The organism is Tamlana sp. s12 (genome assembly GCF_016767215.1).
GTDB lineage: Bacteria > Bacteroidota > Bacteroidia > Flavobacteriales > Flavobacteriaceae > Pseudotamlana > Pseudotamlana agarivorans.
This window is the reverse complement of the sequence record NZ_CP068547.1, coordinates 1,723,791-1,749,417: the sequence shown is the minus strand read 5'-3', so window position 1 is coordinate 1,749,417 and position 25,627 is coordinate 1,723,791. Positions and strand designations below refer to the sequence as shown.

At 34.7% G+C, this 25,627-nt stretch carries 20 protein-coding genes; 11 read left to right on the top strand and 9 right to left on the bottom strand.

The window, feature by feature from the left end:
- Positions 1 to 59 precede the first annotated feature (59 nt).
- From JJL45_RS07565 to recR, 5 genes are all read right to left on the bottom strand, one after another.
- Positions 60 to 836: a 3'-5' exonuclease gene (locus JJL45_RS07565; protein WP_067148708.1), complete on the bottom strand. Its 777-nt coding sequence runs from the start codon at positions 834 to 836 to the stop codon at positions 60 to 62.
- A gap of 106 nt (positions 837 to 942) precedes the next feature.
- A complete protein-coding gene (locus JJL45_RS07560; protein ID WP_068603041.1) occupies positions 943 to 2,277 on the bottom strand; it encodes a dihydrolipoamide acetyltransferase family protein in 1,335 nt (444 codons plus the stop codon).
- A 133-nt stretch (positions 2,278 to 2,410) separates the two neighbouring features.
- Positions 2,411 to 3,022 (bottom strand): HAD family hydrolase, encoded by a 612-nt coding sequence (locus JJL45_RS07555; protein ID WP_202664363.1) that lies wholly within the window; start codon positions 3,020 to 3,022, stop codon positions 2,411 to 2,413.
- Positions 2,997 to 3,581 carry a phosphoribosyltransferase gene (locus JJL45_RS07550; protein ID WP_068603043.1) on the bottom strand — a complete coding sequence of 195 codons (585 nt, stop codon included), beginning with the start codon at positions 3,579 to 3,581 and terminating at the stop codon, positions 2,997 to 2,999. The genes JJL45_RS07555 and JJL45_RS07550 overlap by 26 nt, the downstream gene beginning before the upstream one ends.
- Positions 3,582 to 4,199, bottom strand: a complete 618-nt coding sequence (gene recR / locus JJL45_RS07545; RefSeq protein ID WP_067148716.1) for a recombination mediator RecR — start codon at positions 4,197 to 4,199, stop codon at positions 3,582 to 3,584.
- Positions 4,200 to 4,295: 96 nt separating this feature from the next.
- Between recR and JJL45_RS07540 the strand changes: the two genes are divergently transcribed.
- A complete protein-coding gene (locus tag JJL45_RS07540) occupies positions 4,296 to 5,765 on the top strand; it encodes a sodium:solute symporter (protein ID WP_068603044.1) in 1,470 nt (489 codons plus the stop codon).
- Here the strand turns inward: JJL45_RS07540 and JJL45_RS07535 are convergent.
- Complete coding sequence (locus JJL45_RS07535; RefSeq protein WP_068603045.1) at positions 5,715 to 6,077, bottom strand: CoA-binding protein; 363 nt, start codon at positions 6,075 to 6,077, stop codon at positions 5,715 to 5,717. The genes JJL45_RS07540 and JJL45_RS07535 overlap by 51 nt on opposite strands.
- A gap of 401 nt (positions 6,078 to 6,478) precedes the next feature.
- Entirely contained in the window at positions 6,479 to 7,486 is a 1,008-nt protein-coding gene (locus JJL45_RS07530) for a 3-oxoacyl-ACP synthase III family protein (protein ID WP_068603046.1), read from the bottom strand.
- Between the two features lie 275 nt (positions 7,487 to 7,761).
- Here JJL45_RS07530 and htpG point away from each other — a divergent pair, with 275 nt between their 5' ends.
- From htpG to JJL45_RS07485, 9 genes are all read left to right on the top strand, one after another.
- Positions 7,762 to 9,672 carry a molecular chaperone HtpG gene (gene htpG / locus JJL45_RS07525; protein WP_068603047.1) on the top strand — a complete coding sequence of 637 codons (1,911 nt, stop codon included), beginning with the start codon at positions 7,762 to 7,764 and terminating at the stop codon, positions 9,670 to 9,672.
- A gap of 182 nt (positions 9,673 to 9,854) precedes the next feature.
- A complete protein-coding gene (locus JJL45_RS07520) occupies positions 9,855 to 10,541 on the top strand; it encodes a DUF4377 domain-containing protein (protein WP_068603048.1) in 687 nt (228 codons plus the stop codon).
- Positions 10,542 to 10,599: 58 nt separating this feature from the next.
- Entirely contained in the window at positions 10,600 to 11,427 is an 828-nt protein-coding gene (locus JJL45_RS16280; protein ID WP_068603049.1) for an FKBP-type peptidyl-prolyl cis-trans isomerase, read from the top strand.
- A 204-nt stretch (positions 11,428 to 11,631) separates the two neighbouring features.
- Positions 11,632 to 12,519 carry an ABC transporter ATP-binding protein gene (locus tag JJL45_RS07510; RefSeq protein ID WP_068603050.1) on the top strand — a complete coding sequence of 296 codons (888 nt, stop codon included), beginning with the start codon at positions 11,632 to 11,634 and terminating at the stop codon, positions 12,517 to 12,519.
- Between the two features lie 32 nt (positions 12,520 to 12,551).
- Positions 12,552 to 16,193 (top strand): ABC transporter permease/M1 family aminopeptidase, encoded by a 3,642-nt coding sequence (locus tag JJL45_RS07505; RefSeq protein WP_068603051.1) that lies wholly within the window; start codon positions 12,552 to 12,554, stop codon positions 16,191 to 16,193.
- Between the two features lie 54 nt (positions 16,194 to 16,247).
- A complete protein-coding gene (locus JJL45_RS07500; RefSeq protein ID WP_068603052.1) occupies positions 16,248 to 16,883 on the top strand; it encodes an MOSC domain-containing protein in 636 nt (211 codons plus the stop codon).
- Positions 16,884 to 16,944: 61 nt separating this feature from the next.
- A complete protein-coding gene (locus tag JJL45_RS07495) occupies positions 16,945 to 17,325 on the top strand; it encodes a hypothetical protein (RefSeq protein ID WP_067148745.1) in 381 nt (126 codons plus the stop codon).
- Positions 17,326 to 17,466: 141 nt separating this feature from the next.
- Positions 17,467 to 19,656 carry a B12-binding domain-containing radical SAM protein gene (locus tag JJL45_RS07490; protein WP_202664362.1) on the top strand — a complete coding sequence of 730 codons (2,190 nt, stop codon included), beginning with the start codon at positions 17,467 to 17,469 and terminating at the stop codon, positions 19,654 to 19,656.
- Positions 19,657 to 19,754: 98 nt separating this feature from the next.
- Positions 19,755 to 20,996: a DEAD/DEAH box helicase gene (locus tag JJL45_RS07485; RefSeq protein ID WP_068603054.1), complete on the top strand. Its 1,242-nt coding sequence runs from the start codon at positions 19,755 to 19,757 to the stop codon at positions 20,994 to 20,996.
- A 3-nt stretch (positions 20,997 to 20,999) separates the two neighbouring features.
- Here the strand turns inward: JJL45_RS07485 and JJL45_RS07480 are convergent, their stop codons facing one another.
- Positions 21,000 to 21,665 (bottom strand): M15 family metallopeptidase, encoded by a 666-nt coding sequence (locus JJL45_RS07480; RefSeq protein WP_082935909.1) that lies wholly within the window; start codon positions 21,663 to 21,665, stop codon positions 21,000 to 21,002.
- 720 nt (positions 21,666 to 22,385) lie between these two features.
- Between JJL45_RS07480 and JJL45_RS07475 the strand changes: the two genes are divergently transcribed.
- The gene (locus tag JJL45_RS07475; protein WP_068603055.1) at positions 22,386 to 23,084 is read left to right on the top strand and encodes a DUF4369 domain-containing protein; all 699 of its coding nucleotides are present in this window, start codon (positions 22,386 to 22,388) and stop codon (positions 23,082 to 23,084) included.
- 164 nt (positions 23,085 to 23,248) lie between these two features.
- Here JJL45_RS07475 and JJL45_RS07470 read toward each other — a convergent pair whose 3' ends face one another.
- Complete coding sequence (locus JJL45_RS07470; protein ID WP_082935910.1) at positions 23,249 to 25,606, bottom strand: arylsulfatase; 2,358 nt, start codon at positions 25,604 to 25,606, stop codon at positions 23,249 to 23,251.
- Positions 25,607 to 25,627 lie beyond the last annotated feature (21 nt).

The following is a 25,627-nucleotide window of genomic DNA, read 5'->3' as shown; positions in this document are numbered from 1 at the left end:
TTATGAATTATTGATTATTGATTATTGTTAATGGTGTAGGTCAAATTGCTAATTATTTCCTACCCCAACTTGTTGTTAAAATTTCTAAGCTTGATGGCTGTTAATACCTTTTTAGTATACAATGGAAAATCGGCATTTAATAACCATCCAAAATACCCAGGTTCCTTTTCTAAAACTTCAGTCACCAATTTCCCTTTATGCTTTCCGAAAGAAAAGCACTCTTCGCCATTTTTATTAAAAGCGATAAAACCTGCAAAATCGGCAAACTTTTTTCTAGAGCTGAATTCTGCCAAAAACTTGGTGTCATTTTCTAAGCTGTCGTATTTTGACAGCTGAGCCTTTAAGACTTCGTAGGTAGCATTGGTATCAGCTTCAGCACTATGTGCATCATCTAAATTTTTGTCGCAATAAAATTTATAAGCGGCGCTTAATGTACGCTGCTCCATTTTATGAAATATCGTTTGAACATCTACGGCTAAACGATTTCGCATATCAAAATCGATTTCTGCACGTAACATTTCTTCAGCTAAAAGCGGAATATCGAAGCGATTAGAGTTAAACCCTCCTAAATCGGAATCCTTTATCATATTATAAACTTCCTTGGCTAATTCCTTAAAAGTAGGTTCGTTAGCCACTTTTTCATCGGAAATCCCATGAATGGCAGTCACCTCAGCAGGTATTGGTCTTTCAGGGTTTACCAACCAGGTTTTACTTTCTTTATTTCCATTAGGAAACACTTTAAGTACTGAAATCTCTACAATACGGTCGGAGGTTATATTAATCCCTGTTGTTTCTAAATCGAAAAAACAAATGGGTTTTTTAAGGTTTAATTCCATGAATTATTATCTATAGTAATTTTAAATACGATTGGGTACTCTACAAAAATAAAAAAACCCAACCGTTTAACGGTTAGGTTTTTCAATAGTTTATTTATAATCGTTCTTACAACACTCGATTAACATCCCAAGCTTCTAAATAATCCTTAACAGCTTTAACAAACATACCACCTAAGGCACCGTTTACTACGCGATGATCGTAAGAATGAGACAGGAACATTTTATAACGAATCCCTATGAAATCACCTTCAGGAGTTTCGATAACTGCTGGCACTTTTCTAATGGCACCTAGGGCTAAAATACCAACTTGCGGCTGATTTATAATAGGTGTACCCATAATACTACCAAAAGATCCAACATTAGTAACCGTGTAGGTTCCATCTTGAACTTCGTCTGGTTTTAGTTTATTTTCTCTGGCGCGATTAGCCAAATCATTAACTTGTTTTGTCATGCCTACAAGGTTAAGCTGATCGGCATTTTTAATAACAGGAACAATAAGATTACCATCTGGCAAGGCTGCTGCCATACCTAAATTGATATTTTTCTTTTTTATAATGGTATCTCCTTTTACAGAAATATTCATCATGGGATAGTCGCGAAGTGCTTTGGCTATAACTTCCATAAAGATTGGTGTAAAAGTTAAGTTTTCACCTTCTTGCTTCATGAAATTATCTTTGACTTTCTTTCTCCAATTCCAAACATTAGTCACATCGGCCTCGATAAAGCTTTGTACATGTGCAGACGTTTGAAGCGAATCGGTCATGTGATTTGCTACCAGTTTGCCCATTCTAGTCATTTCTATGATTTCATCTTCACCACTAGAAATAACAGGAGCTACCTTAGGAGTTGCTTTAGCGGCAGGTTTACTTTGCGCAGCAGCAGGTGCTTGAACCACAGGTTTTTCTTCAACCGACTTAGTATCTTTATTTTTTATATAATCTAAAATATCATTTTTGGTAACACGACCTTCACTTCCTGTCCCTACAATAGCATCTAACTCTGATTGTGAAATATTTTCAGCCTTAGCAATATTTCTAACTAAAGGCGAATAGAATTTATTATCACTAGAAACAATAGGATTTACAGATTCTTGAACATTTGTAATGCTTTGGGTGATTTCTCCAACAGCCTTTTCTTGATCTTCTGAAATTTCAACAGGTGCATCGTCTTCATTTGTATCTTGGTCGGAAACAGAATCTCCTTCTGTTTCAATAATTGCTAAAACTTGACCTACTTGCACAACATCATCAACATCGAAAAAGCGCTCCACAATAACACCATCAACCTCACTAGGCACCTCACTATCCACTTTATCTGTTGCGATTTCCAAAATAGGATCGTCCATTTCAATAGAGTCTCCCACCTCTTTCAACCAAGATGTTATTGTTGCTTCTGCAACACTTTCCCCCATTTTTGGTAACTTAAGCTCGAACTTTGCCATATCAATAACGTAATAGTGTATTTTTAATTTTCAGTTGCAAAATTACTGAAAACACATGAATTTCTTTAAATTATTTGCAATAAACATAGACTTTCATTTTTAGGCTTCACATTAGAATGACGCCTTAGAGTTTTCAGCTTATTACTCTAAACGAAATATTTTCCTGATTTAGAACTTCCAAAAATTCCTTATAGGGCTGAACTACAACATTTTGATTTGAAACTTTAATTAAAGGTAAATCATCTAAATGATCGGTTATAAAAACATCTATTTTTTTCAAGCCTTGTGCTTCTAAAAAATCTAAGACGTTTCTCTTTTTTGTTAGGCTTACATTTTCAAAATCACCACTAAAAGGAACATTTGTAAATTCTGTTGCGATACAATAATTAAAACCTTCCTTCTCCGCTATAATTTTAGCATAACATAAAGGAGCTGCTGTGGCTAATATTTTTAAACTGTTTGAATTATTTAAACACTGAATATCGGTGCGCTTATTTTTTGGTAGAGACTCTACAAACTTAGTATAATTAAAATCTTGTCGATTTTGTAGCAATGCTAAAATACTGTATTTCATTTTTGCGTGAGAGCAATAACTTCTTGTTAAAACCGCTGCGACCAATCTCAACAAAAATAAAAGATTAAGTTGTAGCAAACTTTCTTTAATAAGAAACTTAATAAAATAATGAAATGTATTTATTTTAAATAAAGTACCGTCTAAATCAACAACTATAACTTTCTTCTTCAAAATCTTTACCTCTATAATCTTTGGACCATGGAAATCTAACTAAAATACTTTTATACAGATAATAATCTGGACTCACAACAGAACTCTCTATAGTCCAAGATATTACCGCAGACTTAACACTTGAACCGGGAAATAATTGTTCTAAATTATTTTTCACAATATACATTGTTCTCCCTGTATCTATAGCATCGTCTACTATTAATATCTTTTTTATATTCTGTTTTGAAGAAACATGAAACGTGAGCTTCTCTAACTTCAACCTATCCTTATTCAAATTTCGTATGCTTCGTTTGGCTCGATTCGATTCAAGAATACGCAACTTATCGGTAAAAACATAAGGCAAAAACTTTAAAAGACACCCTACAAACAAACTTTTTTTAAGATAATTATTCGTACGCTGCAACTTAAGTAAGATTAAAGTCTCAGCTTCAAAATGACTAACTACATAACCTCCGCCTTTAAGTATTCCAACAACTAAATCAGGTTGAAAATCTAATTTAGATTGCAACTCAGCACACTTCCTTTTAAAAGAATGATGGTCTAATGTTATGACTTTCATTTATGATTTTAATGAATTTTCAAAAGGCACACGGTTAATAATACTTCTACTTAAGGTGATCTCATCGGCATATTCCAATTCATCTCCTACTGAAATTCCCCTTGCAATGGTTGAAGTAAAAACATTGTAATCTTGAATTTGCTTATAAATATAGAAATTTGTGGTGTCGCCTTCCATGGTTGAACTTAACGCAAAAAGCAATTCCTTTATTTCACCTTGCTTGACTTTATCTACTAAAGACTCGATATTTAAATCGTGAGGACCGATACCATCCATAGGCGATATTTTGCCTCCTAAAACATGGTACAAGCCTTTAAAAGAACTTGTATTCTCGATAGCCATAACATCACGAACATCTTCAACAACACAAATCAAACTAGTATCTCTATTGGGATTTGAACAGATTTCACAAAGTTCGACATCACTTATATTATGACAAGATTTACAGAATTTAATATCATCACGCATGGTTTTTAAAGCCTCAACAAGAGCGGTGGTTTGCTCCTTGGGTTGCTTTAGCATATGCAAAACCAAGCGCAAGGCCGTTCGCTTACCGATTCCTGGCAATTGCGACATTTCGTTTACGGCACGCTCTAATATTTTAGATGAAAATTCCATGTTTGCGAATTTACCATTTTTTAAAACATTTGAAAGCAAAGTCAAAAAAGAATAAAATCTGATGCTTTTTTGTACTTTGGCTCAAAATAAATAGTGATGACGCCTACTCAAATTCTTCTACTTATACTTGCTTATTTTGTTGTTTTGATATTAATATCTTACTTCACAGGAAAAGAAGATAGCAATGATGCTTTTTTTAAAGCTAATAAATCGGCGCCTTGGTATCTGGTTGCTTTTGGAATGATTGGCGCTTCACTGTCTGGAGTTACTTTTATATCTGTTCCGGGAGCTGTAGAAACTAAACAATTTGGCTATTTACAGGTGGTTTTTGGCTACTTTTTTGGCTATTTAGTTATCGCTTATGTTTTGCTTCCTATTTATTATAAACTCAACTTAACCTCCATTTATACCTATTTAAGAGATCGTTTCGGACGCGTAAGCTACAAAACGGGTGCTGTAGCTTTTTTAATTTCACGAGTTGTTGGCGCTTCCTTTCGTTTGTTTTTGGTTGCTAAAGTTTTGCAGTTATTGGTGTTTGACCAGTATGGCATCCCTTTTACGGTAACCGTGATGATTACCATAGCCTTAATATGGCTATACACTTTTAAGGGCGGTATAAAAACCATCATATTTACAGATACTTTACAAACCCTATTCATGCTTATTTCGGTAGTGGTTACTATCGTATTTCTTGCCAATGCTCTAGATCTAAATAGCATTTCGGAAATCTATAGTCAAGTTTCAACTAGCCCAATGAGTAAAACATTCTTTTTAGACGATCCTAACGACGCTCAATATTTTATAAAAAGTTTTCTTGCCGGGATGTTTATCACCATTACCATGACAGGACTAGATCAAGACATGATGCAAAAGAATCTAACCTGCAAAAACCTCAAAGAAGCTCAAAAAAATATGATTTCCTTTAGTATCATTTTAATTTTTGTTAATATTCTCTTTTTAGTTTTAGGATTACTACTTACTCAGTATGCGAATCAAAATGGCATAACCGCCAAAAAGGATGATTTATTTCCAACCATTGCTATGCTACCGGAAATAGGCATTGTTACTTCCTCGTTTTTCCTTTTAGGTTTAATCGCTGCGGCTTACTCTAGTGCAGATTCTGCTTTAACCTCGTTAACAACTTCCTTTTGTATAGACATTATCGAATTAGACAAAAAACCAAAAGAAGTTCAGAAACGCATAAGAAAACGCACACACATCCTAATCAGTTTTATTCTAGTACTTGTCATTGTGTTGTTTGATGCTATTTTTAAGGATGTTTCTGTAATTTGGGAACTTTTTAAAGCGGCAGGATATACTTACGGACCTTTACTAGGTTTATTTGCACTTGGCATTTTCACTAAAACACAACTTAAAGACCGTTATGTTTGGATCGTGGCATTAATCGCACCAATCGTATCTTATTTTATAAATGCCTATTCTATGAAACTTCTAAATGGTTACCAGATAGGATTTGAGATTCTAATTGTTAATGGTTTATTAACCTTCCTAGGTTTAATATTGATTCGTAGAAAGCAAGACCAAAGTACAGGCAACCTCGTATAAAATACCTGCTTCATGAAGTAATTTATAAAACTCTGGATTTTCTGTTCCGGGGTTAAAAACAACCCGTTTTGGCTTTAACGAAATGATGTAATCGTAAAACGGTTTTTGTCTGGTAGGGTTTAAATAGAGGGTGACTGTATGAATGTTTTCATATGGCATTAATTCTGTATCAATTTCTACTCCCGAAACCACTCCTTTTTTCAATCCAAAAGCCACAACCTCAACCTGCATTGAAGCTAAACGTTGTACAGCCAAATATGAATAGCGAGTCGACTTTAATGAAGCTCCTATTACCAGTGTTTTTTTACTCATCATTTGAAATTAATTTTTATTAAAAATATACGTTTAAACAGGTTTTACAGCCGTTAATCAAGAAAACAATAATTTAAAGTATTTTTTTTGGGATTTTTACAATAAATAAGACGTAAAAACGTTACCAAAACATACAATCTAACCAGCGAGTCAAATATAATTATTAGAGTTAGTCATCTACACATATTAAAATTCGTCATAAAAGATTGGTATAATAAAGCTCGGAAAAAATTTCCGAGCTTTTCTTTTATGTTAAAATTCGTTAAAAATCAACATGTTACGAAATGAACAAACAATTTCTACGTCTAAGCAATAAGATTTTTCACTTTAAGTGTTAATTGAAGTTGATTAATAGCTACAGAAGCCCGAATGCACCGTTCGGGCTTTTATATTTTTGGTGGTTAAGCCCATTTTATTATGGCACTCGCCCATGTAAAACCACTACCAAAAGCAGCAAGCACCACATTATCACCTGCTTTAATTTTTCCAGCTTCCCAGGCTTCGGTAAGCGCAATAATTACAGAAGCCGCTGTAGTATTACCATATTTCATGATGTTATTGAAAACCTGTTCATCTCGCAATCCGAACTTACCTTGAATAAATTGCGCAATACGCAAATTGGCTTGGTGCGGAATAAGCAAATCGATGTCCTCTTTTTTCATACCGTTTTTAATCAAGCCTTCCATAATCACTTCGCTAAATCGTACCACGGCATGTTTAAAAACAAAAGTACCATCCATATACGGGAAGTATGAAATATCTTCGCCTTCAGATTCTAAAATTTCAGGTACCCAATGTGCAATACTTGGCGATTCTACAATAAGTTTATCGGCGTACTTACCTTCACTATGCAGATGTGTTGATAAAATACCTTTTGAATTATCCTCTTCTCGAGACAACACACATGCCCCTGCTCCATCACCAAAAATTACTGAAACCCCACGTCCGCGAGTGGTTTTATCCAAACCATTACTATGATATTCAGCCCCTATAACCAGTACATTTTTATACATGCCCGTTTTAATAAATTGATCGGCCACCGATATGGCATATACAAATCCGGAACATTGATTTCTAACATCTAAAGCGCCTACGGTTGGCATATCTAACATATCTTGAATTTGTACGCCACAACCCGGAAAATAATAGTCTGGACTAAGGGTTGCAAATACAATAAAATCGATATCATCTTTAGTTAAACCTGCACGTTCAATAGCAATTTTAGCGGCCTTCGCCCCCATGACGGCCGAGGTGTCTTCGCTTCCTTCAGGAATCCAACGACGTTCTTTTATACCTGTTCGTTCCTGAATCCATTCGTCATTGGTATCCATGAGTTTAGACAAATCGTGATTAGTCACCACATTTTCAGGCAAATATTTTCCTAATCCTATTATTTTAGAGTTGTACATATTTAGCAAAGTTTTTCATTTCCGCGTAAGCGAAAATCTTAGTATTGCTAAGCAAAATACAAAATATTAACATGATTCTCGAATATAATACCAGAGTTAAGCTATTATTTCCTTCCAAATTGTGTCAGTTTGTCATATTTATCCAATTGGCATTTTTGTTGTCTGTTGGAGTACAGTAATAAAACTATAAATGAATTAGATTCCTTTTTTAAAGGGAATAAAAAATAATCAAAAGATTCCCTCCTCCGAGGGTATAAAAATTAAAACTATTTATCATGACAAAAGGAAACATTAATGTATCGGTAGAGAATATCTTTCCTCTCATTAAAAAATTCTTGTACAGCGATCACGAAATCTTTTTACGTGAGCTGATTAGTAATGCGACAGATGCCACTTTAAAATTAAAACACTTAACCAATATTGGTGAGGCCAAAGTTGAATATGGCAACCCTAAAATTGAAGTTAAAATTGATAAAGAAGGCAAAAAACTTCACATTATCGATCAAGGTTTAGGTATGACTGCTGAAGAAGTAGAAAAATACATTAACCAAGTAGCCTTTTCTGGAGCTGAAGAGTTTCTAGACAAATACAAGGATTCAGCTAAAGATTCAGGTATTATTGGTCATTTCGGATTAGGTTTCTACTCTGCTTTTATGGTGGCTGAAAAAGTTGAAATCATCACCAAATCTTTCAAAGACGAGCCTGCAGCACATTGGACTTGCGACGGATCGCCAGAATTCACTTTAGAACCTGCTGATAAAACCGATAGAGGTACCGAAATCATCCTTCATATCGCTGAAGACTCAACCGAGTTTTTAGAAGACAGCAAGATTAGCGAGTTACTTTTAAAATATAACAAGTTCATGCCAGTGCCTATTAAATTTGGAACTAAGGAAATTAATGATCCTGAGCACGAACCACAAACTGTAAAAGGTGAAGACGGTAAAGAAACTACCGAACCTCACAGAAAAATTACAGTTGACAACATTATAAACAACCCAAATCCAGCTTGGACAAAGCAGCCAGCAGATTTAAAAGAAGAAGATTACACTGGATTTTACCGTGAATTGTACCCAATGCAATTCGAGGAGCCTTTATTCAACATCCATTTAAATGTTGATTATCCGTTCAACTTAACAGGGATTTTATACTTCCCTAAATTGTCGAACGATATGCAAATGCAAAAGGACAAAATTCAACTGTACCAAAACCAAGTTTTTGTAACGGATAATGTTGAAGGTATTGTTCCAGAATTTTTAACCATGTTACGTGGTGTTATCGATTCGCCAGACATTCCGTTAAACGTTTCGCGTTCTTATTTACAAGCGGATGGTGCTGTTAAAAAGATTTCATCTTACATCACTAGAAAAGTTGCCGATAAGTTAAAGTCTCTTTTCAATGCTAATCGTGAAGATTTTGAAGCGAAATGGAACGATATTAAAATCGTCATTGAATACGGTATGCTTTCTGAAGAGAAATTCTTTGAAAAAGCTGAAGCCTTTGCTTTATACCCAACAGTTGATGGTAAATTCTACACTTACGAAGAGCTTTTCAATAAAATTAAAGCTAATCAAACCGATAAAGATGGTAAGTTAGTGATTCTTTACGCTTCAGATAAAGACGCACAACACAGTTACATCGAATCGGCTAAAGCCAAAGATTACGAAGTATTGTTATTAGATTCACCAATCATTTCTCACTTAATTCAGAAATTAGAAGGAACGAAAGAGAACATTACTTTTGCTCGTGTTGATGGCGATCATATCAATAATCTAATTAAGAAAGATGAAAATACCATCTCTAAATTAGATGAAGATCAAACGAAAACTTTAGATGAGTTATTAAAAGAAGTGATTCCATCTGAAAAATTTACCGTACAATTAGAAGCTATGGACAGCGCTGAGTCACCTTTTACCATCACGCAACCAGAATTTATGCGTCGTATGAAAGAAATGCAAGCTACAGGCGGAGGCGGTATGAACATGTTCGGTAATATGCCGGAAATGTACAACTTGGTGGTTAACACAAATTCTGAATTGGTGAGCGAAATTCTTGAAACTAAAACAAAAAAGAAACAAGAACGCCTAATTAATCAGAGTTTAGATTTAGCACGTTTATCGCAAGGCCTACTAAAAGGTGAAGAGCTTACAAACTTCATTAAACGTAGCTACGAAATGATTAAATAACATCGCTGTGAAGCTAGAATTCTTTATATTTAAAAATAGCATTCTAACGCTTTCGCGGAAAAAAAACCCTAAAAACCACTTTGTTGATGCAAGGTGGTTTTTTTATGATTTTATTAAGGAATAATTTTTCAATCTTTACGCAACCTTTTACAACATATAACATCTAATAAAAAATTGTATCTATGAAATTGATTAAAACCATTTCTGCAGTCATTCTACTGACTATTTTAAGTACGTCTTGCAGCTCTAACGACACTGAAAACACTAGCTTTTGGGTAAACGGTATGAAAGCAGACTGTGATGCTGGCGCAGGAAAAGCACAATGTCTACAAATTTATAAAGGTGAGGATATTGAAAATGCCGAATGGACCTACTTCTATAGTACTATTGAAGGCTTTAACTTTGAACCTGGTTTACTTCAAAAAATTGAAGTTTCTGAAACCCATTTAGAAGCAAAAGATGTTCCTGCCGACGCTTCATCTATTAAATATAAACTGATAAAAATTTTAGAAAAAAAAGCAGACCCTAGAATGATATTAAACGACATTTGGGCAGCAACACATATTGAAGGCAACGCCATTGAAACCGATAACATTGAGGTGCCTTATTTAGAAATCAACATCGCAAAACTCATGATTTCAGGTACCGATGGTTGTAATAATTTCTCAGGAAGCATCAAAAAACTTAACACGAACACCATAGCGTTGGGCCCTATTGCCATGACAAGAAAAATGTGTCCCAATATGGAAGTTCCTGATCGTTTTAGCAAAGCTTTAACCCTTTCTACAACCTATAAAAGAGACGGTTTAACGCTTTATTTTTATGATTCGGAAGGTCGTGAAACCCTACGTTTTAATAAAGCAGACTAAAACGTTTAATAATTCCACAATTAAGATACCCCCTAATTAATAACACAAAATAATCCCCATGAAACAATTCCTATTTATCTGTGCCCTTGTACTTTTTACTGCCTGTGAAAAAGACGAGGCACCAAAAGATTATTCGGCTGAGAATGATGCAGAAATTCAAGCTTACCTCAGCGAAAACAACCTAGATGCTAAAAAAAGTGGTACTGGTTTATATTATATTATTGAAGACCAAGGAACAGGAGCAGTACCACAAGCCGACGATCGAGTAAAGGTTGCCTATAAAGGATATTTTACCGACGGTACCGTTTTCGAAGAAAATGAAGAAGGCATATCTATTCCACTAAACTACCTTATTAGAGGCTGGGTTGAAGGACTTGGATATATGAAAGAAGGTGGAAAAGGTACTTTAATCATCCCTGCTCATTTGGCCTATGGCGATGAGGACAAAGGGGATATTCCAAGAGGATCTGTCATTATTTTTGATGTCGAACTCATTTACGTAAACTATACTACCGAAAACGAGCAAGAGATTAAAGACTACCTGGAAGAAAACAATATTGAGAACGCGACTAGAGCGTACTCAGGTTTATACTATACCATTCACAACCAAGGAATGGGTGATAAAGCAGAAGATAATGATATCGTTACAGTAACTTACACCGGATACTTTATAGATGGTGAAGAATTTGACAAAAGCGCTTCTGAAGTGACTTTCGATTTAGCTAATCTCATAAAAGGGTTTTCAGAAGGTATTTCCATGCTTAATGAAGGTGGAAATGCAACCTTATACATTCCTGCTCATTTAGCTTACGGCAACCTAGGACAAGGAAGTATTCCTCCTGGAGCCGTTCTTATTTTTGATGTCGAACTTGTTAAGATTAATTAAGTTTTTTTTAAATAAATTACTATTTAACAACATAAACCACCTTGTTTATACAAGGTGGTTTTTTTTATGAAAAATTAAAAAAAACCTCAATTTAAACTTCTAAACCACAAAATAAAGCTAATCATCCCATTTATTTTCACAAATCACACCAATTCAATACTTTAAAACCAACATTAATGTATTAACCACTCAAGCTCTTTACATATGAATTTACAAATCAGTAATTTAAGTAAAACCTATCACAATGGAGTTCAAGCCTTAAAAAATGTATCTCTTGACATTCCTGCAGGTATGTTTGGTTTATTGGGACCTAATGGCGCAGGAAAATCGTCATTAATGCGCACCTTGGCTACTCTTCAACAAGCAGATTCTGGCACGGTAACCTTAGGCGACATTGATGTATTGAACGAGAAAGAAAAGGTTAGAAAAATATTAGGTTACTTACCTCAGGAATTTGGCGTATATCCCAAAATTAGTTCTTACAACATGCTTGATCATATTGCAACTCTTAAAGGAGTTTCTAACAAAGCAGAACGTAAAGATTTGGTAGAATCTCTACTTAATAAAACCAACTTGTGGCAATTTAGAAATAAAAGCCTGGGAAGCTACTCTGGCGGTATGAAACAACGTTTTGGTATTGCCCAAGCCCTAATTGGTAATCCTAAATTGATTATTGTGGATGAACCTACAGCTGGATTAGACCCTGCCGAACGTGTTAGATTTCACAATTTATTAAGTGAAATTGGCGAAAACACCATTATAATATTATCCACACACATTGTTGAAGACATTTCAAACTTATGTAGCAGTATGGCTATCATTTGTTTAGGAGAAGTGGTTATTAAAGGAAATCCAATAACCCTAACCGAAGCTGTAAAAGGTCGTATTTGGGAGAAAACTATTGAAAAAGCAGATCTTGTTAATTACCAAAAAGAACTTCAAGTTATCTCAACTTATCTTAAAAGTGGTCAAACCGTCATTCATGTTTTAAGTGACAATCAACCAGATCTCTCGTTCAAACCTTCTGTTGCAAATTTAGAGGATGTTTACTTTTCTGAAATTACAACACGCATGGAAGCCATGCCTGTATAATGGTTTATTCTACTTAATAAATTCGATCATTTATGTTTAAAGAAATATTTTTATTTGAATTGAAGTACAGACTAAAACGACCTGCGACTTGGGCTTATTTTAGTATGCTTCTAGTTTTTGGACTCATTTTTTCAATAAGTGGTGATGTTCCCACTTCAGAGAAAGCCTTTGTAAACTCTCCGCTATCCATTGCCAGAATGATAAACGTTGTAAGCATTTTTGGAATTATGCTGGCAAGCGCTATAATGGGTGTTCCTGTGTATCGAGACCTTGAACATAAAACTATGAACTATTATTTTACTTACCCTATTACTGAAAAAGGGTATATACTTGGTCGCTTCTTAGGATCTATGTTTATTTTGTTTATGGTAAGTTTAGGTTTTAACCTTGGACTTATATTAGGTTTTGAAATAGGGCCTTTTGTTGGAATCATAGAACCGGAACGCTATACATCGCTTAATCTTTGGCATTACATTCAACCAACACTTCTTATCGGATGGACAAACTTTTTCTTTGCTGGATGTATTTTCTTTTCCCTAGTAAATTTAACAAAAAACATCATGCTTGCCTATGCCGGTGGCGCTATCTTATTTATCATTTACCTAGTAGGTTTAACTTTATTAGATGATATTGAGTTTAGAAAAACAGTAAGCCTTTTTGATCCTTTTTGCTACGCAACACAAATTAATATTACAAGATACTGGACCCCAGTAGAACAAAACACTTTAACTATTCCTTTAACTAAAACACTTATATGGAATCGTTTGATTTGGGTAGGCCTTGGTCTAATAATATTTTTATATACCTTGTTTAAGTTTGATTTCATCAAATTTGCTAACTATAAATTTAAAGCTCAAAAAAAGGATCTCAACTTAGATAAAGCCAATCCGAATGCCGCACTTATCAAAATCCCTAAAGTCTCTCAAGTTTTTTCTAATAGTCTCAATTTTAAACTCCTTTTTAGCCTTGCTTTTTTAGAGTTTAAAAATATTGTACGAGATCATTTTTTTAAGGCCATTTTAATTGCAGCTGTAGTATTCTTAATTTTTGATGCTTTTTACGGAGCTCCTTTGTATGGCACCCCCTCATTACCTCTTACCTATTATATGCTAGAAGTGAAAAACTTTAACTTTGTTGTACTCATTTTTATTCTTATCGTATTTATGACTGGGGAAGTGATTCATAGGGAACATACCGTGCATTACAACCAAATTTTTGGCGCACTTCCGATACCGAATCGACTCATTTACGCCTCTAAATTTTTAGCCATAGTTATGATATGTTTCATATTAGTTAACTTGGTTCTCATAAGTGGTGTGATAACCCAAACAGCTAAAGGGTATTTTAATTATGAATTTCAAAAATATTTCACCGATTTATACCTAATTGAATTTCCTAAATACATTATCTACACGTTACTAGCCTTTTTCATTCATTCGTTAGTGACTAAAAAGTTTTTAGGTCATGTTATAACAATTGCCATTTGGGCAACACTTTTTGCTTTAAATTCCTTTGCAGATATAGACAACAACCTCTATTTATACGGTTATACACCTCGCTATATCGTTTCGGACATGAATGGTTTCGGACATTTTGGCCCTGCATTATTCTGGTTTTTATTTTACTGGTTAAGTTTCGGTGGTGTCTTACTTTTAATTGGCTACCTGTTTTGGAAACGCGGAACAGATTCAGGAAGAAAAGCACGATGGCAAATTGCTAAAGAAAGACTGAACATTAAAACCATTGGGGCTCTTATTGTATTATTTGTAGCTTTTTTGGGGTCTGGAATTTTTATTAATTACAATACCAAAACGCTCAATAATTACCGTACTGAGAAACAACAAATTGCCCAGACTGCAGCTTACGAAAAACAACTAAGCAAATACCACCAATTACCTCAACCAAAAGTTATTGACGTTAAAGTTGTTGCCGATTTATTTCCAGAAAACAGAACTTCAAAAATAAAAACAACCATGCTTATGGTGAACATGTCAAACGTAACTATTGACTCCCTACACCTTAATTGGGGCCAAGAAGCATTGTTAAAAAAAGCAATTAACAGTTTCACCATTGGCGGCTTTACTCCTGTTTTAGGAAAGCGTTATGACGATTTTGGTTATGAAATTTACGCTTTTAAAAAACCTTTAAAACCAAACGATACTATCGAAATGATTTTAGATGTCACGGGCTCATACAAGGGGTTTCCTAATGAAGGATACGGGTCGGAAATTGTTTATAACGGTACATTTATAAATAATGATTTTTTTCCTTCCTTCGGTTACGATATTAGTAAAGAGCTTACAAGCGACAAAGACCGAAAAAAGCATAATTTACCAATTAAAGACTACATTTTTCCAGACCAAAATAATCCGTGGGGAAAGGATAATTTACTTTTTAATAAAGATGGCGATTATATTAATTTTGAAGGGGTCGTGAGTACGGCTCCCGACCAAATAGCTATTATGCCAGGGTATTTACAAAAAGAATGGACTGCCAATGGAAGAAGGTATTTTTCATATAAAATGAAAGAAAAACTAGATTATTTTTACAACATTTCTTCCGCCTCCTATAAAGTCCATAAAGACGTTTGGCACGGAGCATCTGGTGAAAAAATAAATATTGAAATTTTTCATCACCCCTCTCACACCTATAATATTGATCGTTTTGTAAAAAGTGTGAAAAATTCCCTAGACTACTTCACAAAATATTATGGACCATACCAATACAAACAGATTCGCGTTTTAGAATTCCCACGATACGATACTTTTGCACAATCATTTCCAAATACGGTGCCTTACGCCGAGAGTTTTGGTTGGGTTGGTGACTTTAGCGACCCTGATGATTTAGACTATGTTTATACTGTTACTGCTCATGAGGTAGCTCACCAATGGTGGGGCCATCAAATTACACCTTCCATGACAAGAGGTGCCAATCAAATTTCAGAATCAATGGCAGAATTCTGTTCTTTAATGGTTATGAAAAAAGAGTACGGCATTGATGCCATGCAAAAATTCTTAAAAGAAGAATTAGATGGCTATCTCATAGGCCGAGCTGACGAAAGTAAATTTGAAAAAACCCTGCTAAACAATGATACCCAATCCTATGTATGGTACAGAAAAGGCGGACTTATACTGTATGCTTTACAAGATTACATAGGAGAATCTCAGTTAAATAGTGGATTTAAAGCTTATGCAGACGCTACTAAATTTAGTGAATCCCCTTTTACAACCTCCATAGAATGGTATGATTATATCAAATCGGTCACTCCTGATTCCATTCACTATTATTTAGAAGATAGTTTTGAAAAAATAACCTTATACTCCAATAAAACAACAGAAGCCAAATACAAAAAAATAAATGACAAAACTTATGAAGTCACACTGCAGGTAGAAAGTAAAAAAGAATATTTTGGCGGTAATGGTGAGTTACTAGCCACTAGCAGTGAACCCAATCTTTTAGATATTGCCATTTTCGATCATGATGAAAAAAACAAAAAAGGTATGACCGTTAAAAAACCGCTTTTAATTAAAAAGTTATGGGTTAAACCTGGAAAATCGACGTTGACTTTCACAACAAACAAGCTTCCTATAAAAGCAGGAATTGACCCCTACAATAAAATGATTGACATGATTCCAGATGATAATTTAATTCCACTTGAAGAAGTAACCGATTAGCCCTTTAATGATAAAACAAGTACTAGATACGGCATATTTCGTTATTTTTACCTCATGAAAATTACATCCACCAATACGGCCAAACCAACTACTATTATTTGGAATAATAAGGAGGTAACTACCGGCATTTATAAAACCCCAACTTCATCACCTATTTTTTTAGGACAAAGCGATGTTAAAAACGATACTGTAACCGACAGAAAGTATCATGGAGGTGAATTTAAAGCATGTTATTTATTCTCAAAAGATCATTATCCGTACTGGAAAGGACTTTATCCAAATTTGGACTGGAACTACGGCATGTTTGGCGAAAACCTAACTGTAGAAGGTTTAGATGAAACTAAAATTCAGGTTGGAGATGTTTACCGCGTGGGAACTGCTTTAGTACAGATTAGCGAACACCGAGAGCCTTGTTTTAAATTGGGCGTTAAGTTTGAAACACAAGAGGTTTTAAAACAGTTCATACATCATGGTTTTTGTGGTACCTATATTCGAGTAATAGAAGAAGGCCATGTGCAAAACGGAGATACATTTACTTTGGTTAAGCCAGCAGAAAACAGCCTAACGACCTCAGAACTCTTCCATTTAATTTTTGACAAAACTAAAAACCAAGACCTGCTTCTAAAAGCCATAAATAACAAAGCCTTAGCTCCAAAGCTTCGAAATGATCTTAAAAAGCTTATAAATTAAAGACTTGCTATTTTATAAAAATTAGGTTTTGTTGTATCTCATTTTTTTGTACTTTTAGTTTATGAGCAAGACAACAAAAAAATTAAAGTTACAGCAGTATAGCGATATTTATATTCTGAACAAACCGGAATCTTTTGATGATACTTTCAAAGACATTTCTTATTCAGAATCTATTGTAACCACCTCCTGTGTGGAGTGCGCTTTAGTGTTCTCACAAACCAAAGATGAATTTATCAATCAAATGCTCACCTTATTCCCTAGGTTGTTAGACCATTCTGTAGTTTGGGTATTTTATCCTAATGATACTTCTATTAGTGAAATTTCGAAATTGCATATCGAACTAGACTGGGATTTTTTAGGCGATTACCGTTTAAAACCCACTAAATTAATCGCCATAGACAACACATGGAACGCTATGAAGATTAAAAAGATTCATGTCTAAAAGTTCCTTTTCGGAATAACACTACTTTTCAGCTCCTATTCAAAATACTAGGGTTCCTTTTTGAAACTATCTATTGTTATTTTTAAAACTACATCCCTAATTCCTTTTCAATTATCTTTGTGCCCATATATTGCATAAATTTTGAAAGACCTCTTACTTATTACCCCGCCTTTTACACAACTCAATACGCCCTACCCCGCTACGGCATACTTGAAAGGCTTCCTTAATACGAAAAACATTAGTGCTTTTCAAATGGATTTAGGGATTGAAGTTATTTTAGAATTATTCAATAAAAAAACCTTCGCGGAATTATTTGATTTAGCTGCCGAAAACCAACGCATTGTATCAGATAACTGTCAGCGTATTTACGCCCTAAGAGAGGCTTATTTAGAGCCTTTAGAAGATATCATCCAATTTCTTCAAGGCAAAAACCAGAGTTTAGCTCGACAAATTTGTACCGATCATTATTTACCTCGTGCCTCACGTTTCAATCAGTTAGATGATATGGACTGGGCTTTTGGCTCCATGGGATTTCAAGACAAAGCCAAACATCTGGCTACTTTGTATCTCGAAGATTTATCCGATTTCATTATTGAATGCATCGATGATAATTTTGGATTTAGCCGATATGCCGAACGCTTAGGTCAGAGTGCTCATAGTTTTAATGAACTCTATTCGAATTTAGAAGCGCAGCCTACTTACATCGATCAAATTACACTTGACATTCTTAAAACTTGCATAAAAGCTACACAACCCAAGTTAATTTGTTTTTCGGTTCCCTTTCCAGGAAATTTGTACAGTGCTTTTCGTTGTGCTCAATATATTAAAACTCATTTTCCTGAAATTAAGATTGCCATGGGAGGCGGATTTCCAAACACCGAATTACGGTCGTTAACCGATGTTCGTGTTTTTGAGTTTTTCGATTTCATCACTCTGGATGATGGAGAATTACCCATCGAATTATTACACCACAACCTCATTGGAAACGATTCTCCCCAACTTTACAAACGCACCTTCTTACTAGAAAACGGTAAGGTTTCATATCAAAACAACAGCCCCAAACCTGATTATAAACAGCTTGAAATAGGGACTCCCGATTATTCCGATTTAAACCTAGACCAATACATTTCGGTAATTGAAATCGCCAACCCCATGCACAGTTTATGGAGTGATGGCCGATGGAACAAACTTACCATGGCACATGGTTGCTACTGGGGGAAATGTACTTTTTGTGACATATCATTAGATTACATTAAAATCTACGAACCTATCACGGCTAAATTATTGGTGGATCGAATGGCACAAATCATTGATCAAACTGGAGAAAACGGATTCCATTTTGTAGATGAAGCGGCTCCACCTTCGCTCATGAAAGCTCTAGCACTTGAAATTTTAAAACGAAAAATGACCGTGACTTGGTGGGCTAATATTCGTTTTGAGAAAAATTTCACCCACGATTTATGTCAGCTTTTAAAAGCTTCTGGCTGTATTGCTGTATCGGGAGGTTTGGAAGTAGCATCCGATCGCCTATTAAAATTAATAGACAAAGGAGTTACAGTAGAGCAAGTTGCCCAGGTGACACGCAACTTCACCGAAGCAAACATCATGGTACACAGTTACCTCATGTACGGCTACCCAACACAAACCATTCAAGAAACTATTGATAGTTTAGAAATGGTACGTCAATTGTTTAAACTTGGCATTATTCAATCTGGCTTCTGGCATCAGTTTGCTCTTACCGCTCATAGCCCTATTGGTCAAAATCCAGACGCTTATAACATTACCCCGCATTATAAAAACATAAGCTTTGCGCACAACGATATCGATTTTTCCGATAACACAGGCATAGACCACAACATGTTTAGTTTCGGATTAAAAAAATCCTTGTTTAATTTCATGCACGGTATTGGGTTTGATTTACCTCTTCAAGACTGGTTTGATTTTAAAATTCCACACACCACTATTCATCGTGATTTCATTTATGATAGCTTGGAAACACCTGTAGATTTCAAATTAAAACCACGAGGCAAAGCTCTTTGGTTAGGATCACTCCCTTTAATTAGTGAATTTTCAAAAACTAAAAAAGGAAATACCTATGCGTATTTAAAACTATCCTTTCATTTAAAAACGGATACGATTGATATTACGCTAAACAAAAATCATGGCGATTGGTTTATAGATATGCTTAGTAAACTCACACCAAATAATGAGCAATTATTAACGCTTTCCGAATTGAAAAAAGATTTTGAAAGCCATTTTGACAATTTTGAATTGTTTTGGTTTTCAAAATCTATTATGACTTTAAGGGAAAATGGACTTTTGGTTTTATAAAATTGAAATTGCTTTCAGATAAAAAAGAATCATATTCTTATTTTTTCCGCTAAAGGAAAGCCAACACAATTTCCACTATCTTTGCGGAAACTTTCTACATGTCATTTAAAGATTTAAAACTCAACAGGCCAATTTTAAGAGCTGTAGCTGAAGCTGGGTATGATAACCCGACTTTAGTTCAAGAAAAAACCATCCCTTTAATATTAGAAAAAAAGGATATGATTGTTTCGGCTCAAACCGGAACAGGAAAAACAGCTTCTTTTGCCCTGCCAATACTTCAATCTTTATTTGACCGACAAGATGCCCCAAAAAAAGGTAAACAAGTAAAAGCCCTCATTGTAAGCCCTACAAGAGAATTGGCATCACAAATTAGCGACAACTTTAATAAATATAGTACCTATACTAATTTAAGAACAGCTGTTGTTTACGGTGGTATTTCTATTGAACCTCAAAAGGAAGTTTTAAAAAAGGGTGTCGATATTTTAATAGCAACACCTGGTCGTTTATTAGATTTACACAAACAAGATATTGTCAATTTAGACTATGTAGAAACGCTAGTTTTAGATGAAGCCGATTTGATGTTAGACATGGGTTTTATTGATGATGTTAAAAAAATTGAACGCCTCTGCACCAAAGAAAAACAAATTTTACTTTTTTCGGCAACTATTCCATACAAGGTAGAACAATTAGCAAATTTAATATTAAATAATCCTGAACGTGTTGAAGTTGCTCAAAACGCTTCAACGTCTAAGAATGTTAATCAATTGCTTTATTATGTGCCTAAACGCAATAAAATTGAATTGTGTTTGCACTTACTAAGAAATACGATTAAGGGCCATATAATCATTTTCAGACGTACCAAATTTGGCGTTGAAAAGCTAGAACAAACCTTGCTTAAAAATGGTTATAAAGTAGAAAGTATACATGGTGACAAAAGTCAGACTGCAAGACAGGACGCCTTAAGTAATTTCAAAAATAGGGATGCTAATATTTTAATAGCTACCGATGTTGCTGCCCGAGGAATTGACATTAATGATTTAGATGCTGTTATTAACTTTGATTTACCAAATATCCCAGAAACTTATGTCCATCGTATAGGACGAACGGCTAGAGCGGGTAATACGGGTGTAGCATATTCGCTGTGTTCTGCTGATGAGAAGACTTATGTACAAACCATACAACAGCTTATTCAAGTCCAATTGGATGTTATTGAAGACCACCCATATCCATTAGACCCCAAAGCCAAGCCTATTGTTCATAAATCCAAAAAAACGGGGAGTAAACACAAAAAAGGGCGAAAGAGCGAGGCTTCAAAAAAGAAAAAGAAACGCTGGTATTAAGGTTTATTCTACAGGGAAATCAAAATAGGTATGAGGAAAAGGCTCATGACGTAAAGTAAAGTGCCACCATTCTTTAGAATAACCTCTAAAACCGTGTTTAAGCATGGTATCATGAAGTAGTTTTCTGTTTGCTTTTTGCTTTTCAGTAATCTCTTGATTGTTATACCAAGATACTGGTCCGAAAAAATCAAAAGGGCTTCCCATATCCAAAGGTTCCCCCGTATTTCCATCAATAATGGTTAAATCGACAGTACTTCCTTTACTGTGTCCAGAATGTGTTGCTATATATTGTTCTCGAAATAAGTTTTTCTTTCTAATATGCGGATAAAAGATTTGCTTGGTTAAGGTATCATTCACCTCTTTAGCCCATTTCATAAAATGATTTACGGCACGTTGTGGTCTATAACCATCATAGACTTTTAAACACAAATTTTGCATTTGTAAGTCATCATTTACTAGTTTCAGGGCATGGGCCGCCTCCTTGGTTAAAATGAGTTTATTAGCATGGTAGCCCTCTACAGGTTTACCTACAAAATTAAAGCTGGTGTTATAGCGTAGTTCAACATCCAAATCGGGAATCACTTCTTTTACGTAAACAAAACCTTCAGGCAATTGGGCAAATAAACCAAAACTAGTCAAGCACGCTAGTATAAAAACTTTAAATTTCATTTTATTTTTATTTCTGCGAATTTAAAAAATAAAAGCCTATTGGGTAACTAATTTAAATATTGGCATTTATTATTAGGACTGGCACATTTGACAAGAATCATAATGTCATGACGCACTGATAGTCTTGCCTAAAATTAAAGCATAAAAAAAACCGAGCTCCCTCAAACTCGGTTTCTTATCAATTTGCTGTTAGTTTTATGAAGTTAGATTTGGGATCACCCCATTAACAACATATGCAAATATTAATTAATTAATCCATTGAACTAAAAAAAATGTATTATTTAGTACACTTCAAATATAATACAAACACCCTAATTTAAACGACTAAATACCGTTATTTTCGATTAAATACACAAATTATTAACATTTGACAACAATTACCAAGAAACATCTTACAAATATAATCTAACCACAGTAAATTATGTAATTTTTTTCTTCTTAATAAAATCCAAACTAATACCATTTAAAATGGAAAAAGCACCTCTTAAAAAAAAGGTGCTTTTTCACTAACTAACCAACCAAAAATATGAATCACATTTACTAGTTTAAAGTAACCACTCAATAAACCATATCGCAAATGCATTCGGTACAAAATTAGCAATAGATATACCAAATGAATTATAGTTTTGGGCTTTTGTGAATAATTTAACAATGTTCATATTATTCATAGTATTTAAAAATTAATTATTAGATATTTGCCGATAATTAAATACCCTATTCATGAAAAAAATATCTATACTACTTTTAACCTTCATATGCCTATCTTGTGGAGATAACAGCAACGATTTAACGGTAAAAACCCATGTAAAAGGACTTAAAAAAGGAACCGTATATTTAAAGAAAGTAGAAGACACAACTCTAGTAACTGTCGATTCAATTGTAATTAATGGTAATTCGAGTTTTGAACTGCATAGTAAACTGGAATCTCCTGAAATGTTTTACATAGATCTTGATAAAAATAGTACAGAACAAGATCGCATAGGCTTTTTTGCCGATCGTGGTGTTACAGAAATCAATACAACTCTTAAAAACTTCGTATATGATGCAAAAATTAAAGGCTCTAAACAGCAGGAAGTACTAGAAAAATATAAAGCGCTTATTTCGAAAATAAATAACAGAGACTTAGATATCATTAAAGAAAAGTTTGAAGCTCAAATTGCCAAAGACACTACTAAACTATTAGAGCTTCAAAAGGAAGAAAACAGTACCATAAAAAGAAAATATTTATACACGGTAAATTTTGCAATACAAAATAAGGATAGTGAAGTTGCTCCTTTTTTAGCGCTTTCAGAAATTTACAATGCAAGGTTAGATTTACTAGATACTATTAATAAGTCGTTAACCCCAAAAGTTAAAGACTCAAAATACGGAAAGGAACTTAACGATTTTATTGAAACTATTAAAAGTGCAGAGAAATAGTATTAATATGGATCAACCCAAATTATTGGTTTATACAAAAATTGGAATTAAAGCACATTAAATAATACGTACAGTATGTTTAATATAGTCCCAAAAGAAAGCCCTTATCAAATTCATTTTAGATAAGGGCTTTTTGTTGGTATTATAAAACTTAATACGATTTGTTATTTTTTTACGTCGGTATATTTAATAATGGTTTTACCAATTACTCCGTTATAAGAAAACGGTGCTTGATCAAAATATTCTAAGGCTACTGGCGAATCTAAGTCCGTTCCAATATCAAAAGTAGCGTTAGAAGTAAAGTGTAAAGACATAGCACGTGGCACTCGTTTTTGCGCTACTGCCTTACCGTTAACTTTAAGTGTTACATCCATAGCACCTCCAATTCTATCTACCAATTTAGACTCCACAACTATGGTTGCTTTTCCTTCTGGCAGTTTAGATTCTGATTTTATTTTGGTTCTTTCTATTTCAAATAAATTGAATTCGTAATGTAAATAACCATCCATTACAAAGCATGTAACGCCTCCACTAAATCCCGCTAAGGCATATAATACGCCATTGGCTTCTTTTGGTACATCTAACTCCATAGTCACTAAACTACTCATTTTACCAAGTTTAGGTGCAGCAGATTCAGGCATACGTGTTAATGGAGCATCGAAAGTCCATTCTGTTAGTGCTGAAGCTGGCGCATCTTCTGGATGAAAGATAGCTGTAGCCCACAACCCGCCTCCAACTGGTAAATTTTTATATTTTGTAGATTCAGAAATAAAGAGCATTTTCATTTCTTCTAATTTCTCAGGGTATTGCTTAGACAAATCGGTAGACTGACTCCAATCTTCATCTAAATTATAAAGCTCCCATGTATCATTCATAGGATTCCATGTTTTAGCGCCTTTAGGAATACCACCAACCCATGGTTTTCTTAAGCCCATAGTACTCGCCATCCATCCGTCGCTATAAATACCACGGCTAGCCATAATATCGAAAAACTGTGTTTTATGAGTTCCTTTTACCGTAGCATCATTAAATGAATATACCATACTTACCCCATCCATATCAACTTGTTCAAAACCGTTTACAACTTCTGGTTCTGTAATACCTAATAGTTCATAAACCGTTGGTACAACATCAATAACATGATGAAACTGTGGTCTTGGTGTTTTGTCATGTTTAATGGTTTTAGGCCATGATACGGCCATTGGCTGACGTGTACCTCCAAAATATCCACCAACTAATTTTGTTCCTTTATATGGTGTTGACCCTGCCCATGCCCAACCTGCATGAAACATATTGTCTGTTTTATTTGTCCCTAAAACATCTAAACCTCCAAGCGCATTTAACGCTTCTATATGTTCTGAAATCTTTGTTGGAATGGCATTCTGAGCTAATTGTTCGGAAATCGTACCATGCAATCCTTCTGAAGACGACCCGTTATCGCCCCAAATGTAAAAGATCAAAGTATTATCTAATTCTCCCATAGCTTCAATTTGATCAATTACACGACCAGCATGATAATCTGCATGCTCTGCAAATCCAGCCCAAACTTCCATTAATCGTCTTTGAAATGGTTTTTCAGATTCAGGAATAGATGCCCACGATGCCATGGTTTCGTCGCGTGGCGTTAATTTTGTATTCTGCGGAATCCATCCTAGTTTCTTCTGACGGTTAAAAACGCGTTCGCGATAGACATCCCATCCATCATCAAATTTCCCCTTGTACTTATCTGCCCATTCTTGAGGAACCTGATGAGGCCCATGTGCTGCTCCTGGAGCCCAATACACAAAAAATGGTTTCTCTGGAGCATATGTTTTTTGCTCTTGTAACCACTTAATGGTTTTATTCGCTAAGTCTTCAGATAAATGATATCCTTCTTCACGTTCCTCTGTAACGTAAGTTGTATTATGTACTAAAGTAGGTTCGTATTGCGATGCTTCTCCGGCTAAAAAACCGTAAAATTCTTCGAAACCATATCCTGTTGGCCAAAAGTCGAACGGCCCTTTATTAGTAATTTGGTCTTCTGGTGTATTGTGCCATTTTCCAAAAGCTGCTGTGTTATAACCATAAGCCTTTAAAACTTCGGCCATCGTAGCTGCTGATTTAGGAATAACACCACTAAAACCATCAAAATCGTTTGCTAATGCAGCAATTTGTCCGTTTCCAACCCCTGTATGATTTCTTCCTGTAAGTAAAGATGCTCGTGTTGGCGAACACATGGCTGTTGAATGAAAACGATTATAAGATAGACCAAGATCTGCGATACGACTTAAAGTTGGAGCATTAATTTCTCCTCCATAGGTTGATGCTGTTCCTGGACCAATATCGTCCATTAAAATGATTAAAATATTTGGTGCATCGGAAGGTAAGCGCTTCGCTTCAGGTCGTTTTTTGTAAGTTGATGTTTCCATGGTTAACCCCGGTTTCGAAGCCGATGGCGTTGGTGGAAATGGTAAAATTTGTTGAGCTGTTACACCGCCTCCCAGAACCATTAAAACAAAAAATAATACATATTTTGATTTCATAATAGCGTAAGTTTAATTTTT